This is a genomic window from Streptomyces sp. NPDC101219 (assembly GCF_044767675.1).
GTDB lineage: Bacteria > Actinomycetota > Actinomycetes > Streptomycetales > Streptomycetaceae > Streptomyces.
On the sequence record NZ_JBIWOK010000013.1, the window covers coordinates 68,299 to 85,009 of the forward strand.

Genomic DNA, 16,711 nt, shown 5'->3' on the forward strand with positions numbered 1-16,711 from the left:
GCTGGGAGTGGCGGGATGCGGGGCGGTAAGGGGAGCCAGCTCAGCGCTGCTCCAGCAGTCGGTCTGTGGCTGCCTGTACGCGGGTCACGGCGCGCTGGACCGCCGCGACGACCGCGTCGATTTCCGCTGGCTGGCCGCCGGAGTTGATGGCCCGGGCTATCTGGTTGAGGTTGTTGCCGACTTGTCCGAGGTGCCGGCGTGCGGCGAACAGCTCGGCGATCAGCTCGCGGTGGCCGGCGATGGCGGCGGCGGTGCTGTCGAGGTCGTGAGCGGCGGCGAGCCCGCTGCGGGCGAGGAAGCCTGGCAGGCTCGTACGGGTCGCGGTGGCGGCAGCGCAGAGCAGGGTCTTCTCGTCGCCGTTCAGGCGGACGCTGCAGACGTAATCACGCTTGTGCGAGGGCGGCTTGGGCGAGCGCTTGCGCGAGGTCTTCTTCGCGGCGCGCGGCTTGTGCAGTGAAGGCGTCTCCTCCGGCTGCGATCCGCCCTCGGTCGCTGTCTCACGGACCAGCACCCCCCGGTGCTGGTCCGCTCTCGCCACCCCCGGGGCGGGCTTGGCCAAGGCGCGCTTCCCCGACGGGGAAGAGTGTCTTGGCCGATAACTTGCTCGCCCCGAGACCGAGTTGGAGTTGGGAGCAGGTTCCGGGGCGGTGCCGGTCTGGGTGGGGTTCGTCATCAGGATTCGGGCCTCGTGGAGCGGGTGTGCTGTTGGATGCTCGCGGCCAGCGCGAGGACGTCGGCCGGTCCCGTAAGGACGCGGACGGATCCTTATGAGTGGCCCTGGACGAGCCACTGGCCGGTAGGCGCGAGGACGGCGGCGTGCAGGAGTCTCCGGCGGACCAGGACGTCCGCCCAGGCGCTGGCCTCGACGACCGTGGCCTCGGATGAGCGAACAGGACACGGAATCAAGGCGTGTCTCCTCAAGCGGGGCGGGTGGCCCGGCACGGAGTCGGGCCACCCTTTGCGATTAGGGGGCCTTGAGCGGGGTTTTGCCGGTTCAGCCGCACTCGGGGCAGCGACCGACGTGGCTGTTGAGCGCGCGGGCCATCCGCTGCTTCGTCGAGGCAGCCTGCTTCGCGCTGGACTTCGCCGCTGGCCTGCCCTCGTGCCGCTTTGAGTGGGCGAGCATGAAGCCGATCTCCCGCTCGTACTCCGCACGGACGGCGTCGAACTGTTGGCAGGTCTTCATCGGGCGGAGCTCCTTGTCGTCGTGGTGGCGTCACTCCGCAGTTCCTGGAGGACGAGGCTCAGCCGGTCGTTCCGGCCGCCCTTCAGGCCCTCACGGCGGAGAATCTCCCGCAGCTGGACCCGGGTGACGGACTCGTTGCCGTCCCGTTCGAGCAGGGCAGAGACGTGCGGACGGACCTGCTGGACGAGCTGGTCCACCGACTGCTCGAGCTCCCGCGGCGCGCGCTGCGTCTGCGGGCTGCGGGACCGGGCGCGCTTCCCCTTGGTCTTAGTCCGGGGCTTCGTGGCCGTCTTGCTCCGCAGAGGCACCGTGTGTCCCCGGTCCCCGGTGGGCTCGGTCCCCGTGTCGGTGTCGTTCGGTCCCCGGTCCCCGGTGGGCTCGGTCCCCGTGTCGGTGTCGTTCGGTCCCCGGTCCCCGGTGGGCTCGGTCCCCGACTCGGCGGCGTTCGGTCCTGGATGCGAATCAGGGCCTTGAGCAGCTACTTCTCGCGTAGTGCGGTCGGTCCCCACGCCTCCGGCGTCCCCCTGTGAGGCTTCCGGGTCGGTGGGACCGGTCCCCGGGACCCCACCTGTGGCTGGAACCTCGGTCCCCACCCTGGTCCCCGCGTTCTCGCCCCCGGTCCCCGTGCCATCCGACGCCTTAGAGTCCGCAATCTTGGGGACCGGTCCCCTCGGGGCGCTCGGTCCCCGGTCCCTGTACGACTCGTGAGGGCCGGGGGGATCGGTTGCGGGGACCGGCGCCGTCGAGGCCGGATGCGAGGGGACGGCGGCTGCCCTCGCGGTGATGTGCGCCGGGGACCAGGGGGAGGGAAGCGGGACCGTGGCGAGCGCGAGTGCGTGTCGGCGCGCGGCGAGCTGGTCGAGCAGTTGCGCGCGCTGGCGGGCGTCGGTCCCGACCGAGGCCCTGCCGACCGCCTTCGACAGGCGCCGCGTCAGCCGCCGGCCGCCTCGGCTCTGTTGCTGCTCGGGTGTGCGTTCGGCGAGGCGGGCGGCGAGGGCGACTGCGCGGGCGGTGGCCCGGTCCCGGGTGATCTGCGCGGCGTCGCGGTCGCGTGCGGCGATCCCTAGGCGGGACAGCAGTCGCTCGCGTGCTTCCCGCCCCAGGACGGCGATCAGTCCGTGGGAGGCGGCACCCGGGGTGCGCAGGCGCAGCTCGATCCCCATCGCGAGGTGCCACAGCATCGCCGCCATGACCGGCCCGACGAAGGCCCTTACCGTGCCGCCGATAGGACCGCTCTCGGCATAGGCGGGGATCACCTGAACTGTGGTGATCACCCAGACCAGCGTGCCCGGCAGGCCGGGGGCGCCCTCGGTGGCCAGGTTCTGCCGTGCCATCAGCGCCGTCGCGAAGAGCGCCAGCTCGGCCGCGGCGAACATGCCGGCTCGCTCGGCGGCGCCGGCCATGTCGAGGTAGTCGGCGGCGAACCGCCAGCTCGTGTCCGCGGAGTAGCAAGTACAGCCGAGGGCGGCAAGGGCAGCGACCTTGACCGCCGGACCGCTGAGACGTTTCTGCGGGCGCGTGCTTCGGCGCCGGATCGTCCAGGCGGTCAGCACCAGCACGACGGCGGCGGGCACGACGGCGGCGAGGAGGAGAGGGAGGTCCGGAGCGGCGCTGAGGGACAGGAGGGGGTGGGTCATGCGGCCTTTCCGAGAGAGGCGTGCGCCGGAGTCGACGCTGCCGGGCGGGCTGCCGGCTGCTGTGTGCCGGGTGCGGCGGGCGCGGGGCCGCCTGCTGCTGGGGCGGTCTTCTTCCGCTTCTTCTTGGGCCGCGGCACGCCGTAGGTGCGGTCGCGGTCGAACACCTTGTTGGCCGCCTGCCGGAGCAGGTCACGGGCGTGCTTGTGGCTGATCTGCAGGGCGGTGGCGAGCCGGTCGGGCCGCCAGCCGCGTACGTAGGCGTGGTCGATGACGACCTGCCGCTCGGCCTCGGTCAGATGCACGTCGCGTCCCAGGAAGAAGGACGTGACGCGTCGGTAGTCGAGGCGCTGGTGCAGTCCGTCGTGCCAGGGACGCCGCTCGGCCTCGGTGAGGCCACCCCAGATGCCCTCCTTGAGAACGTTTTCCAGGGCGAAGTTGAGGCAGTCGCTGCGTACCGGGCACCAACCGCACAGCTCCTTCGCCTCGGCTATGGCTTCGTGGTCCCGCGGGAGCGGGAAGAAGACGGCGTCAGCGTCCTCGACGTCCATGCCGTGGCACGCTCCCTGGGTGTGCCAGCTGGTGTCTCCGATACTGCGCAGGCCGGTGGCCGGCGCGTCGTGGGTGGTGATGTGACGCAAGGGTGGTCTCCGATGTGCTGCCGCGTCGGCCGGCTGGGCGGGCGCTGGGCGCGGCGTCGGGTGCCGGCTACGGCGCGCGGGCGTGCGCCGCATCCGGGGCGGGACGGTGATGTTGGGGTGGCGGTGCGCCGGGAGGCACGCGCCGATGCGCCGGTCAGGCCAGCGCGGGCTGCTGGACCTGCTCGCTCTGCTGGGTCTGCTGGGCGGCGGCGAGGTCGACGCGGCCGGGGTGCGGGGTGGCGCGCGGGGCGGTCGTGCGTACGCCGTCGTCGGGGCCGATCCGGCGGCGACGACACGGCTCGCCGGGCTGGGCCAGGCACCACTCGCACTTGACGCTCAGGGCGTCGGGCAGTCCCTGCGCGACGGCGGCCTCGCGGGCTGCGCGGGCGGGCCGGTAGGGGGCGAGGGCGGCGCGGGCGGCGGGCGGTATGCAGGAGCCGATCTGCCGCAGCCTCGCCTCCAGCCTCGGGTCGATCCGGTCGCGACCGCTGGTGATGGCTCTGGCTTGGGCGGGCTGCGCGGTGCCGGCGGCGACGGCGCGGCGGGTGCCGACCAGCTCGGCGGTCCAGGCTGCTTGGTCGTCCGGGTCGGCGGACGGCGTGGGATCGGAGTGCCGGGCCAGGCGGTCGCGCCGGTAGCTCTCCCAGGGGCGGGCCACGTCCGCGGGCAGGATCTGGTACGGCGAGACTCGGATGTGCTGTCGGGCGGCGACGCGGGCGTCCCAGCCGTGCGGAGTGGCCATCGGCACGTCGCCGAGCAGCTCGTGCCACTGGGCGAGCTGGTCGCGTGCCTCGCCCTGGTCGGTGCGGATGGTGCGGGGGTCGAGTCGGCCGATGTAGGCCAGCAGGGCGGCGATTTCGCGGCGGTCCACGGCTACTGCTCCGTTCCGGTCGGCTCGTTCAGGGCGGCGAGGAGGGCGGCGGTGTGGGCCTCTGCCCGCGTCATGCCGCCGGGTTGGCCGGGACCCGTGCCGGGCACGGCGTAGAGGTTCGGGCGGCCAGGGGGGTGCTCCCGGGCGACCCAGGAGCGCCAGTCGGCAGCCCAGGCAGCCGCCGGCCTCGGCTTGAAGCCGGCCCGGTGGGCACGCCACTTCGCGTCGGCCGCCTGCAGGCCCTGCTCGCCGAGGCGGTCGAGGTGTCCCTGCTGGCGGGCCCAGGTGTGGGTGGCTGGGTCGACCTGCCACTCGGCAGCCGAGAGGACGGCAGCACCACCACTGCTGTACCTCCGGTTCAAATCCGGTTCACTACGGTTCTGTGTGCCGGTTTCCGGTACATCGCTGTGCCGGTTTCCGGTACGTCGAGGTGCCGGTTTCCGGCGGGACCTGCCGGATTCCGGTACTGCCGGTTTCCGGGCCCTCGCAGGGGATTCCGGCACCTCACGCGGGCGGATGTTGTAGCGCCGCAGGGCCGAGATCCGGAGCGCCGGGGTGGCCTCGGTCCCCTCCGCCGGCGTCTGGTCGGGGTCCTCGTCGTCCACGGTCTCTGCCAGGGCCTTGGCGGCGAGGGGGAGGCGGTAGACGGTGCTGCGCTGCGGGCCGGTGAGGTCGTCAAGCTGCTCCAGCTCACCGGCGTCGACCAGACGGTCGATGGCTTCGCGGACCGTGGAGACGGAGGCGCGGGCGCGCTTGGCCAGGCTCGACAGCGAGGCCCAGGAAACGCACTGCTCGTCGCCTACCCGGTCGGCGATGGACAGCAGGACCAGACGCGCCGTCCCCCGGCTGCAGCTGTGCTCCCACACCCAGTCGCGGGCTTCGCTGCTCATCGGCAGCTCCTGACGAGCGGGCGGGTCCCGCGGCTAGGCGGGGCCATGATGGTGCGGTCCGGCTCGGGGCGCTGAGGCGCCGAGGCGGAGGTGGCTGCCGCGCAGGCCAGGCGGAAGGGCCTTTTGCGCAGGGCAGGAGGCATGCGATACTCCCCTTTGCAGTGTTGCCACGCTGAAGCGCCGCTTGGAAGGACTCAGCGTGGTGATGGTGGGCAATCTCCCGTCCTTGCCGGGGCGGGTGTGCCACTTAGCGTTCGGCGTCCGTGAGTTACCGCTCTCGGGCGCCGTCGCTGTTTGTGGACCTTCGCGGTCCGGTCCGTCGTCGTGGTCTCCTCATGTCCGTCGCGGCAGGCGGGCTGCCCGGGGACGACGAACATACGCACGGACCCGTGTCAAGATCCAGACTTGGTTCTTAAACTCTGTACTGGTTGCAGAGAGTCACCGGGTGATCGTGTGCCGCAAGTGCCCGTACGGCGCGACCTGGGACGCACCCACGCGTCGAAGCGCACCGTTGCCGCGGTTGCCTCGAACGCCGAGAGCGTGTCATTGTGTCCGAATTGGAACGGGTGTCTGTTATTCCCTGCAGTGGAAATGCGGGGTGGGCGGGGTGCTTTCACTGCCGCCTCCACGCTTTCCGGTCGAAGATAAAATCCTGCATGCCAGACGTGACCTATGTCGCTGGCTGAATGTGGCTTGCGCCACGCCACCCGGCATACTCCTGCCGGTAGAAACGGACAGGCCGACCTGAAACAGGCGGTACGCGTCACACGGAAACGTGCTGGTGAGGAAGAACTTTCCATACAGTGGATCAGCTCGTCAACTCACGTTTATCGCGGGGTAGGGTGCTTGAAGTGACGACAAAGTCCACCCAGGAAAGGATCATGAAAGACTCGACCGAAGGCCAGGTTAGCCCCAGGGGGCTCATGGACCGCCTAAACCGCCTGTTCGACACAGTGCACCCGCCGGACCGCGGCCCCTTCAGTAACGCCGAGGTGGCCGAACTCATGGAGAAGCGCGGGCTGGGCAAACTGTCGGCCCAGTACCTCTGGCTCCTGCGGACTGGGCAGCGCGATAACCCGACGAAGCGTCACCTTGAAGCGCTAGCAGGGTTTTTCGGTGTGGACCCCGCATACTGGTTCGACGACGGCGTCGCCGAAAAGACCGTGCAGGAACTTGAGTTGCTTGCACTGCTTCGCGACACGAAGATCAAAAACGTTCTCCTTCGCCTGTCTGACGTTTCCGCAGACGGAAAGGATGCCGTCCTGGGAATCGTCGAGAGCGTACGAAAGTCCGAGGGGTTGCCGCCCTCAACTGGCTCGTAAAACGGCCGCGTTCAGTAAGTGATCAAGGAAAAGCAATGTGGTCCGCACGTAGGCTGCGCCGGCCTGACCTCTTGGCCGAGCTGCAGCTCCCGCATGTCACCAATATCCGCGACCTCAGCGACGAGGTCTCACGCCGCACGGGACGGAAGGTGGTCCTGGAGGCCCGTGAGCAGGCGCCCTCCGTGTGCGGGGCATGCGCCGTCACGGAGAGTGCCTTCCACGTGTACTACGACCCGCGGACCAGCTCCCTGCACCAGGACCACATCATCGCCCACGAGTTCAGCCACCTGCTGCTCGGCCACCATGAGAACCGCCCGGCGTCCGCGCTCTCCTCAACCATCTTCACCAGCGTGGGCTCGGCCACCGTCGAGATGATGCTGGGCCGTACCAAGTACGACGAGGACGAGGAGCGGGACACCGAGCTCCTCGCCTCGTTGATCCAGCGCCGGATCATCGACCGGTGGCTGCGCAGCGACGAGTCCTCCGGAGACGAAGTGCAGGACCGGGTCACGCACACGCTGCTACGCCGACGGGTGGCCCGGCCGTGAAGGACCTGCTCCACCCGATCAGCCTCGTCGTCGCCACGCTCGGCTTCCTCTGCTTGCTGTGGGACGTGCCGACCCGCCGCCGAGACCCCGCCTTCACCGCGCTGGCCGCCGTCTTCTTGCTGTCAGGGCTGTCGTTCCTGTTCTCCATCACACTGATGTGGCAGTACCTCGACCATGTCCTGGGTGTGGTGAACCTGTCCGTACCCCTGGCGATGGGGTGCGTGGTCGCGCTGCTCGCCTGCCAGCAGATCGTCCTCACCTACTGGGGATCACCCCCCGAAGTTGCCCGGAGGAGGGCACGGGGGTGGCTAGCCGCCTGCTTCGCTGTGATCGCAGGGCTGCTGGTGCTGTTTGTCCTGCTGACGCCGAACGCGCCGCGACCGATCAACTTCACGCTGTACTACGCGCATGATGGCTGGTACGCCGCGTATCTCACCCTGTACGTCACGGCCTACACCATCGGTGAACTGTCCCTCGCCCGCGCATGCTGGCGCCTGGCCCACCGCAGCACACGCGGGTCCGTCCGCGTCGGCCTGCGCATCGTTGCCCTAGGGGCCACTGTCACGCTCGGATACAGCGCTGTCCGCATCGGCAACGTGATCGCCGGCGCCTTCAACACGTCGCTCGCAGACTGGGAGGGCTTCGCGTGGACCTGCGGCGATGTCGGCGCCATGCTCACGCTCATCGGCTGGCTAGTGCCCACCATCAACGATCAGGCTCAGAGCCTCCAGTACCGGATCAAGCAATACCGCAGCTACTACGGCCTACGCCCCCTGTGGCTGGCGTTCTACAGCGAGGCGCCCGAGATCGCACTGCCGATCGACCGAGTTGACCCGACCCAGAGGCGCCGCTTCCGTAGCATCTCGATCCGGCTCTACCGCCGAGCAGTCGAGATCAGAGACGGACGGTTCGTGATCCGTCAGTACCTTGATGCCGCAGTCCGCGAGGCCAGCGAAGCCCGCCATCGGGCCCGAGGGCTTCACGGAGAAGAGCTGTCCGCGGCCGTCACCGCCGACCAGATCCTCGCCGGAATCGCCGCCCGGGCCGCCGGTACCCGCCCGGAGACCGACCAGCTCACCGAGTTCGCCGACTCCGAACGCCAGACCAGCAGGCCCATGGACGACATCGACGCTCTCCTCGACGTCGCGCGCCACCTGCCCCGCCAGCCCGCACGAGCCCCCCACTTTGAGCAGGTCTCCGCATGACGGCCGACCTCACCCACCAGCCCGCCCACGTCCAGCTCCAGGCCCTGGATCGCCGCGAGATCTCCAGCCGCGAACTGCTCGACCTCCACCTGGCGCAGATCGACGCCAGCCAGATCAACGCCGTCGTCACCCGCGACGACAGCGCTGCCCGAGCCGTCGCACACGCGGCCGACGAACGCCGCGCCCGCAACGAGAGCACCGGCATCCTCGACGGCCTTCCCCTCACGATCAAGGACAGCTTCGAGACGGCCGGCCTGCGCACCACCAGCGGTGCCGAAGACCTCGCCGATCACGTTCCTGCACGCGACGCCGTCGCCGTCGCCCGGCTCCGCCACCAAGGCGCCGTCATCATGGGCAAGACCAATACCCCGGCGTACTGCCAAGACCTGCACACCGACAACAGCCTGTTCGGCCTCACGCTCAACCCGCACGACCCCAAGCGCACTACCGGCGGCTCCTCCGGCGGTCCCGCCGCCGCCGTCGCCGCACACCTGACCCCCGCCGACCTCGGCAGCGACCTCGCCGGCTCCCTGCGACTCCCCGCCCACTACTGCGGCGTCTACGGCCTGCGCCCGACGCACGGACTCATCCCAGCCCGCGGCCACGTCCCTCGCCCGCCGGGGTGGATCACCAGCAGCGACATGGTCACCCCCGGCCCCCTGGCCCGCCACCCCCGCGACCTCGACCTGCTCCTCGACGCGCTGACGACACCGTCGCCCGACGAGAACAACCCCTGGAGCGTCACGCTGCCCACAGCGCAACGCCCGATCGGCCAGCTCCGCGTGGCAGTGTGGGCCGACGACGCGAGCTGCCCAGTCGACCGCAACACCGCCGATGCTCTCGCCACCGTCGAACGGACGCTGACCTCCGCCGGCGCGAGTGTCCGCCACACCACGGGGCCGGTCGGCTTCGCTGACTCTCTGCGCCTCTTCGAGCAGCTCCTCTACGCCACCACGACCGCAGCCACCGACGACGACGCTAGCGCCGCCGAACTCGCCGCTGCCCGTGACCTGCACACGGACGATGCGAGCCCTCGAGCCGCCTTCCTCCGCCACCGAACGCAGACACACCGTGTCTGGCTCCGCGCCAACGAGGAGCGCCACCGCCTCCGGCAGACGTGGCACCGGTTCTTCGCCGACGCCCAGCACGACGTCCTCATTACGCCCGCCGCTCCTACGGCGGCGATCCCGGCTGGGAGCCGCTCTCTCGTGGTCGACGGCGTTGAGCGGAGCTTCTTCGACCAGACCGGCTGGGCCAACCTGACCAGCCACGTCGGTCTGCCCAGCCTGGTCATGCCTGCTGCGCGTAGCGCCGATGGCCTCCCGATCGGTGTGCAGCTGGTAGGACCGGCCTATTCGGAGCGGTCCTTGCTCGTGATGGCCGAGCACCTGGCGCCTCTGCTCGGCGGGAGGGCCGGGGGCGTCATCGGATCATGGAGCGGATGACCTCTGCGTCGCCGTTGTAGGTGATGACGGCACCTTCATCGTCGGTAGGCGGTTCGAACCGAGCGAAGAAGTCGTCCAAGGCTTCGGAAGTCACGTTCAAGGCATTGGCGTCCTTGCGCTGGTTGCGCGCGGCGAGGCGCCGCAGGAGCTCCTCCCTGGAGGCCGGCAGGTAGACGAGCAGCGGGAGTGCGCCCGCGGCCCGGACTGTCTTCTTCCATTCCTCGCGATCGGAACGACGCCACAGGCCGTGGTCGAGGACGACGGCACGGCCCGCGCGCAGGTGCTCCGTGAGCTGCGCACGTACCGTCTCGACCGCAGGAGCCTCGCGCTCGAAATACCCGTGCTCGGGGTAGTCGACCCCATACCGGCCGTGGAGGCGGTGGACCTCCTCGTCAACGCTGAGGCGGACAAGGCCCGTCGCGGCGAGGGCCTGTGTAAGGTGCGTCTTGCCGGAGCCGGTGATCCCGATGAGCAGGACGGCGGTCGGCTTGCTCACGATGTCGCGCTCCCTCGCGGTACTGCTGATAGCTGCTGCTTACGTGCGGTGGCGTGGTCCGTAGACCGCGGCTGCCTGGCCGGTGTGGAGGGCCCAGTATCGGTCTCCATAGCTGAAATGCCACCACTCCGTTGGATAGTTCACAAAACCGGCGGCCGACATGACGCGGCAGAGCGTGTCGCGATGGGCCCGGGCAGCGCCGCTGATCGAGTTCGCGTGGGTGTAGCAGGCGCCGTCGCTTTCCTCTGGGGAGGCGTTCATCCTCGTCCCCATGTCCACCTCTTGGCCGTCCGAGGCCGCGAGGGTCAGGTCGACGGCCGCGCCGGCGCTGTGCGGCGCGATCTCCGGTGGGGAGACGTAGCGGCTTGCGGCCTCGTGGACGCGGCTGTCGCTCCAGTCGGGGTTTCCGCGACGCAGCTCGGTCGCGTACTCCTCGAAGTACGCCCGCTGGAGCGCCGGAGGCCGGTACCCCTCGACGACGAGCAGGCGGAACTCAGTGGGAAGCAGTCGCTGGGCGTGTTCCAGGCGCTCGATGAGCCCGTGCCGCAGGTGCGCGAAGTGGCCGTCGGGGTCCTGCTTGCGTTGATCGACGAGGAACAGGCCGGACGCCCGTATGTCGATGAGTTCCTCGCCGCAGTCCTGAACAGGGATGGCGGCGACCCGAGGGTCGGACATCAGCACGATCTTCAACTACGTCTCCTTCGACAGTAAAAGATGAGCGGTGCCGCAGGCGTACGAGGGTGCTGGCGGTCAGGCCAGGCCGTCGCCCGGCATGGCCGCTGGTCCGGATGCGAAACGCGTGGAGTGCGCTGGTGAGTGGTCGATGGCCAAGTCGGGCCGCCATGCGGTGAGGAACTGGGCGCTGCACACGAACAGGCTGTCGGGGAGCTGATCGAGCGGGTGCCAAGCCCAGTCGCCGACGCTTTCGTCCGGCTGGGTGGGTGCGCTGGGGATTAGGTGTGCGTGGTGAGGTAGGCGGGGCCTTCGCCACGACGGGCCCGTTCGATGGCGTCGAGGCGAGCGAAGGCGCGCGGCGCCATCAGGCCCTGCCAGGTGGCGAGGTCGTGCACGGCCCACATGTCGTGCTCGGCGGGATCGAGTCGGATCCGACCGAGCTGCTCTGCGGTGAGCCGGCCCCCGTCGAAGATGAGCCCTACCTTGTTCAGCGGCAGGCGGGGCCCGGCGTGCAGGAAGTGCGTCAGGAGTAGCTTCGGCGTATCCAGGCCCAGTTCGAGGCCAGTCTCTTCGACCGCTTCCCGGCGAGCGGTTTGCAGCGGGTCCTCTCCTTGGGCGTCCAGGTTGCCGCCCGGGAACTGCCAGAGGCGCGAGCCGTAGACCGAGCGCAGTTGAACCGGCCGGTCGTGTTCGTCGCGGATGTACAGGCAGCCGTACACCGTATGGTGGGGGACGGTCTGCGCGTACTGCGCGGGCGTCATCGGCATCGGTCGGCCTGGCCGTGCAGGGCGGTGGTCGAATGCCAAGGCGAGGACGCCGAGGCCCTCCTTGGCTGGCGGGTAGATGCTGCGCAGGTTGGCGAGCAGTTCTCCGGGCGGCCCGTTCGGGTCGATGCGCGCTGGGTCCTCTGAACTGAGCAGATCCTCGAAGGAGGGGTACGGGGTGATCCTCTGCACGATGACGTCGAGCTCCCGGCCTGTGTCGCGGTCGTGGAAGACGACCGTGTCGCCGACGGCAACGGCGCGCTTCTGCGGGGTGGCCACCCTCACTTCGATCGTCTTGCGCCCTGCCTCTACTTGACGGTAGTACCGCGGGAGCAGGTGCATGTGGTGCTCCCGCGGTCCACCTCCTGTCGCCGGGTTCGGGACGGATGAGATCGCCTGTTGGGTGTCGTCCGGCACACGTGCCTCCGATCGATGGTCTGGCTGGTCCAGGGTTGAGCAGGGCGGTCGTTCGTGTCAGCTCAGCCGCATCCCCTTCGCAGGGACTTCGTCGATTGCGGTGGGGCGAGCGGTGGGCAGGCCCCAACGCTCTCGGGCTGTCTCAGCGGCGAGTCGGGCTTGCCGCGCTCCTGGCGGGCCCCATCCCAGAAGGGCGGCTGCCTGGGCGGGGGTTGCGAGCAGGCGTGCGAAGGGGCGGCCGGTGGCGGGGTCGACGGTCGCCGGCCCGATATCGGTGACCCGGGCGGCTAGGCGGAGCCGGGCGTTGGGGCCCACTCCGCCGTAGACCTCGCCGATCTCATCCAGCACCCAGCCCAGTCGCACCGGGTCGGTCAGGGTGAGCTGGGCTTCCTCGGCGGCTTCGCGGTGGAGGGTGTCCTCGGGTGTCGTGTCGGTCCTTTCCACAGTGCCGCCTGGCAGCATGGGCAGGGCGCCCCGGGGGCTTGGGTCGGCGACGAGGACGACCCGGCCGTCGGGCACGAAGCACCACGCCCAGGCTTGCTGCACGGGGAGCCGTTCAGGGACAGGGTCACGGTTGAGGGGGCTGTCCCACAGGGGCCGGTAGCGGACGTGGACGTCATGGCGGTCCAGGGGTGGGATATCGAGGATGTGCTGGCCGTCGGCGAGGTGGGCGGTGGCGGTGTTCCCGAGGCGGGCGCGGTAGGCGGCGAGCATGATCTGCCCGTCCACGGGGCGCAGCCGCTGCATCGCGTCCCGCGTTTCGAGGAAGGCGTACTCGGATAGTTCCTTGCGCGGCAGGCGGATCGCCTTCGCCTGGTCAGGGGTGAGGGTTCCGCCGTCGAAGACGTAGCGGATCTCTCCGGGGCATGGGATGCCGCGCCGGATGGCGGCGTGGTGTGACGAGAGGGAGTGGACGGCGAGCACGCTCGCCAGGGGCAGGTTCGGCAGACTCAGTTCTTCGGTGATCTCGCGTCGGCAGGCGTCGTGCGGGTGTTCGCCGGGTTCAACGACTCCTCCGGGCAACAGCCACCGGTCGTCCTCATGGTAGGTGGGGTGTACCAGCAGGACGCGGCCGACCTGGTCGGTGACGATCGCGGCGGCGCCGAGCCACACCGCGTGCCGGGAGGACACGGCGTACTGCGCTGCCGAGAGGGCAGCCCGAGGTGCAACGCGATCCGAAGGGGAAGCGGGGGAGGTCACGTGGCTCTGCCTTTCAGGACGGTGGGCGGGCGTGTCATGGCGCGGACGGGGGAGCGTGGATCAGGCGGCGCCGCCGCTCCGTCGCTGCAGCTCTCACTGGGACTGGAACAGCCTCGGTTCCTGGGTGAGTTGGTCGTAGGTGCTTTCCTGGATGATCTGTCCTTCGTCCAGGACGCCGATCCGGTTGCTGATGGCCACGTTGGTGAGTCGCGTTGGCGGCAGGGGTGTGGACTGTGCTGCCGATCGGCGTCCACGAGCGGACGACCGGCATGCCTGGGCCGGCTTCGGCAGCCCGGCGACGGACATCAGCCGCTCGGCGTGCGGGCTGGTGATGAACCGCACGGTAGCGTGGCCGCGGACCGGGGCGGTTCTGGGGCGAGAGTGATCTTCATCCACGGAACGGCGTTCTCTCGGAAGGAATGCCCGACGGGCTCGATACCGCGTTGGTGGGGGAGGTCGAGACTGAAGCCGGTCACCATGATCATGTCTGTGGAGTCAGCGACGGAGATCAGGTGGGTGCCGCAGCGGGGGCAGAACCCGCGGCGAAGGTCTGGCCATGTCGAGTACCAGGTTGGTTCACCGCCGGGGCCTGTCCAGGCCAGCCCGTTCTTGTGGAAGCCGACCCAGAGTACGGCTGGACCGCCGGAGATCCGGGTTTCGTGAGGACATGAGCACAGATGGGGATCATCCGGGAGGCCGCTTACCTCGTATGCGATGTCACCGCACTGGCATCGGCCGGTTCGGATCTCTGGGGCCAGGAGAGTGACAGCCTGTTCGGTGGCTTCGGATCCGTCGGCTTGCTGACTCTCGGCCGGGTCACCGGAAGGACTGCGTGTGGTGTGGCAGATTTCGCGCTCGGTTTGTTCGGAGGGGCGGGTCGTCTCGGCCATGGATCTCCTCGAGGAAACGGGATGCGGACGGCAGGGTCGTGGAGGCTTCTAGCAGGTACAGGGATCGATGAGGGGTGGGACTCGGCGCCCGTGAGTCGGGGTTCTGTCGGGCTCACGTATGCCGGACATAGCAGGCCGTCCCGGTCCGGCGCGCTTCAGCGCCAGCCCCATGTCTTTCGTCCGGCCGGGTCTACAGTGAAGGCACACGGCCCGGCCACTGGAACACGAGGCGGCTGTGGGGCTTGTCCAGGACATCCCCGGCGGGTAGCTGGCCGTCGGGGGTGCTAGCCGGGTGAACGGTCAGGACAGGGTCGCTTTGCTTGCCGTCGTTCGTGCGTACGTCGCGGTCCCAGGCTCTCACTGTGGCCGCCAGCTGCTCGGCGAGCTGCGGGCCGTGCTGGCCGAAGGCGTGGACGACCCACTCCCACTCCTTTTCGGCAGGGCTGTCACCGTGCCGGGTTTGGACGTGGATGAGGTAGGCCAGTGAGGCGTCGCCGAGGATCGCCGGCGCATCGCCGTCCTTCGCGATCTGGGTGACGCCCGTGCCTTTGTCCCGGTGGGCGGACAGACGGACGAAGCCTGGCAATGTGGTGGCCGCGTAGAGCTGCAGCGAGCCGAAGTAGAAGGCCGCCCCCATGGTGACCCCGGTGGCGACCTGGTGGCGCGGCCCGCGCAGCGCCTCTTCCAATCCCTTCGTCGAGGCGGGGGTGCCGTCTTCGAATCGGAGCTTCAGCTCGCCGTCGAGGAGGTCCACGGCCGGGATAGGGCGGGCGTGTTCGCCCTGGGCGCGGAGGAATCCGCAGTGCGTGAACTTCCGCGCGTGCAGTACCTCGCAGCGTCGCTCGAACGCGATCGCCCGGGTGTATCCGTGGATTTCGAGGGGCAGGACTAGGCGCCCGCCCTCAGCTACCTGCTCCCGCCAGGAGGGGGAGATGTCCCAGGAGTTGTAGGTGATCACGATTGCGTCGAAGCCGCCGCGCGGTACGAGGTGAGAGGGGGCGCCGAGTGCCGCATCGCCCTGGAACGCGGTGACACGGCCGCTGCCGGCCTCTGTGGTCAACCGCCGGGTGCGGTGTACGACGTAGGGGTCGATGTCGCCGGTGACCACCCTGCCCATGGGGCCGGCCACATGGGCGATGAGCTCGGCGTTGTAGCCGCCGGATCCCGCCTCGAACACGATCGCTCCCGGTTTCAGGCACAGGCTTTGGAGCATGTCGGCCTGGAGCCAGGCAGCGGACACCGAACTGGTCGCCTTCCCCGTCTCGTCGCGGCGGGTGACGACGGCCCGGTCGCCGCCGTCGTACGCGGTCTTCAGGGCTTTCTCGGGGACGAAGCGGTGCCGGGGCACCGTGCGCAGCGCCTGCTGTACCGGTTCGGAGGGCGCCCAGCCGCCGTCGATGACCGTCTGGGTCATCTGCTGGCGCAGCCGGACAGCTTCGGCCGGTTCGCCGGGCACGGGCGGCTGGTCGATCGCGAGCGGATAGGAGTGGACCGGTGCAAGGCCAGGAATAACCCCGGGCCAGGTCGCGCTCAGGGCCTGCGCGGCTGGAGCGAACACGGGACCGAGGCAGGCCACGGCGTGCAGGTCATGCCACTCCCACCGGTCGAACAACTGCCGTTCTCGGTTGGCGAGGGTGCCGGACCATGCGGTGATACGGACGACCGCGGTGAGCCGCGGCACGCCGTGGCTGTCGTCGGCCAGCATCGTGACCACGTGCGCGTCCGAGGCCGAGGCGGTCAGGCCCGTCTCCTCGGCCAGTTCCCGAACCGCCGCCGCTTCGAAGGACTCCGCACCACTGGTCTTCCCGCCGGGTAGTTCCCACATGCCCCGGCGCGAGCGGCCGAGCAGGACCCGGCCGGCCTCGTCGGTGACGACCGCAAGGGCGCCTGTCACAGCCAGACCGGTGGGCGGTCGCTGCCGCTCCACCGCCCGGGTGCCGGTGTGGCACGGGCCGCGCAGGACCAGGACAGCGAGCTGGTCCGCCTCCAGCCGCTCGACGGTCTCCCAGCCTTCGGCGAGCAGGCGGACCTCGTCCTCGTCGAGGGCGATGTCCCGTCGTTCGGCCGGGGTGTGCTCGACCACGGGGGTGATGGCCACAAGCGTGCCGCCGGGCCGCAGTCGTTCACCGAGCCCGTGCAGGACGCGGCTGCGATCGCGCAGAAAGGGATACATCAGCCGCATGGTGACCAGGTCGTAGCCCTCCTCGTGCAGATCTGCCGGGTCGTCGCGCTCGATGTCCAGGCAGATCCAGCGCACCCGCTCGACGTCGGCGTGTTCGTCCCGGGCCCGGGCGAGAGCACTGTCGGCGAAGTCGACGGCGTCCACCGTGTAGCCGAGGGAGGAAAGGTAGGCGGCCAGGCTGCCGGTGCCGCAGCCCACATCGAGCGCCCGTCCGCCGCCATCGGGAACGGGAGCGTGCTCGGCGAGCAGGGCCCGCTCGCGCTCACCGAGTTCCCGGAACCCCTTGCCGTCGGCATAGTGCTGCTGCCACTGGTCGCGGACGACGTACGCCACGGGCGTGCTCCT

General features: G+C 69.8%; 15 protein-coding genes. 4 read left to right on the plus strand and 11 right to left on the minus strand.

What is annotated here, in order from left to right:
• Window positions 1-40: 40 nt before the first annotated feature.
• The 6 genes from mobC to ACIRPP_RS24420 all read right to left on the minus strand — a co-directional run bounded on the left by mobC (window position 41) and on the right by ACIRPP_RS24420 (window position 5,222).
• Entirely contained in the window at window positions 41-538 is a 498-nt protein-coding gene (mobC, locus tag ACIRPP_RS24395) for a plasmid mobilization relaxosome protein MobC (RefSeq protein ID WP_055493854.1), read from the minus strand.
• Between the two features lie 456 nt (window positions 539-994).
• Entirely contained in the window at window positions 995-1,186 is a 192-nt protein-coding gene (locus tag ACIRPP_RS24400) for a hypothetical protein (RefSeq protein WP_403646541.1), read from the minus strand.
• The gene (locus tag ACIRPP_RS24405) at window positions 1,183-2,823 is read right to left on the minus strand and encodes a hypothetical protein (protein ID WP_403646544.1); all 1,641 of its coding nucleotides are present in this window, start codon (window positions 2,821-2,823) and stop codon (window positions 1,183-1,185) included. Before ACIRPP_RS24405 ends, ACIRPP_RS24400 begins: the two co-directional genes overlap by 4 nt.
• Entirely contained in the window at window positions 2,820-3,461 is a 642-nt protein-coding gene (locus ACIRPP_RS24410; RefSeq protein ID WP_145870839.1) for a WhiB family transcriptional regulator, read from the minus strand. Before ACIRPP_RS24410 ends, ACIRPP_RS24405 begins: the two co-directional genes overlap by 4 nt.
• Before the next feature lie 154 nt (window positions 3,462-3,615).
• Window positions 3,616-4,332 (minus strand): hypothetical protein, encoded by a 717-nt coding sequence (locus ACIRPP_RS24415; protein ID WP_403646549.1) that lies wholly within the window; start codon window positions 4,330-4,332, stop codon window positions 3,616-3,618.
• A 2-nt stretch (window positions 4,333-4,334) separates the two neighbouring features.
• Window positions 4,335-5,222: a helix-turn-helix domain-containing protein gene (locus ACIRPP_RS24420; protein WP_260824166.1), complete on the minus strand. Its 888-nt coding sequence runs from the start codon at window positions 5,220-5,222 to the stop codon at window positions 4,335-4,337.
• Between the two features lie 851 nt (window positions 5,223-6,073).
• On the opposite strand from ACIRPP_RS24420, the gene ACIRPP_RS24425 reads away from it, so the two are divergent.
• The 4 genes from ACIRPP_RS24425 to ACIRPP_RS24440 are packed head-to-tail and all read left to right on the plus strand — an operon-like array spanning window position 6,074 to window position 9,742.
• Entirely contained in the window at window positions 6,074-6,544 is a 471-nt protein-coding gene (locus ACIRPP_RS24425) for an XRE family transcriptional regulator (protein ID WP_229840011.1), read from the plus strand.
• 35 nt (window positions 6,545-6,579) lie between these two features.
• Complete coding sequence (locus ACIRPP_RS24430; RefSeq protein ID WP_229840010.1) at window positions 6,580-7,092, plus strand: hypothetical protein; 513 nt, start codon at window positions 6,580-6,582, stop codon at window positions 7,090-7,092.
• Window positions 7,089-8,297 carry an MAB_1171c family putative transporter gene (locus ACIRPP_RS24435; protein WP_403646554.1) on the plus strand — a complete coding sequence of 403 codons (1,209 nt, stop codon included), beginning with the start codon at window positions 7,089-7,091 and terminating at the stop codon, window positions 8,295-8,297. The genes ACIRPP_RS24430 and ACIRPP_RS24435 overlap by 4 nt, the downstream gene beginning before the upstream one ends.
• Window positions 8,294-9,742, plus strand: a complete 1,449-nt coding sequence (locus tag ACIRPP_RS24440) for an amidase family protein (RefSeq protein ID WP_403646557.1) — start codon at window positions 8,294-8,296, stop codon at window positions 9,740-9,742. The genes ACIRPP_RS24435 and ACIRPP_RS24440 overlap by 4 nt, the downstream gene beginning before the upstream one ends.
• Here the strand turns inward: ACIRPP_RS24440 and ACIRPP_RS24445 are convergent.
• The 5 genes from ACIRPP_RS24445 to fxlM form a co-directional block, all read right to left on the minus strand.
• The gene (locus ACIRPP_RS24445) at window positions 9,720-10,238 is read right to left on the minus strand and encodes an AAA family ATPase (protein ID WP_403646560.1); all 519 of its coding nucleotides are present in this window, start codon (window positions 10,236-10,238) and stop codon (window positions 9,720-9,722) included. The two genes, ACIRPP_RS24440 and ACIRPP_RS24445, sit on opposite strands and share 23 nt — an antisense overlap.
• Before the next feature lie 39 nt (window positions 10,239-10,277).
• Window positions 10,278-10,913 carry a M15 family metallopeptidase gene (locus tag ACIRPP_RS24450; protein WP_403646840.1) on the minus strand — a complete coding sequence of 212 codons (636 nt, stop codon included), beginning with the start codon at window positions 10,911-10,913 and terminating at the stop codon, window positions 10,278-10,280.
• 278 nt (window positions 10,914-11,191) lie between these two features.
• Window positions 11,192-12,019, minus strand: a complete 828-nt coding sequence (locus tag ACIRPP_RS24455; RefSeq protein ID WP_365889059.1) for an NUDIX domain-containing protein — start codon at window positions 12,017-12,019, stop codon at window positions 11,192-11,194.
• A 132-nt stretch (window positions 12,020-12,151) separates the two neighbouring features.
• Window positions 12,152-13,225: an NUDIX hydrolase gene (locus tag ACIRPP_RS24460; protein ID WP_403646563.1), complete on the minus strand. Its 1,074-nt coding sequence runs from the start codon at window positions 13,223-13,225 to the stop codon at window positions 12,152-12,154.
• Between the two features lie 1,149 nt (window positions 13,226-14,374).
• Window positions 14,375-16,699 carry a methyltransferase, FxLD system gene (gene fxlM / locus ACIRPP_RS24465; RefSeq protein ID WP_403646566.1) on the minus strand — a complete coding sequence of 775 codons (2,325 nt, stop codon included), beginning with the start codon at window positions 16,697-16,699 and terminating at the stop codon, window positions 14,375-14,377.
• Window positions 16,700-16,711: the final 12 nt, after the last annotated feature.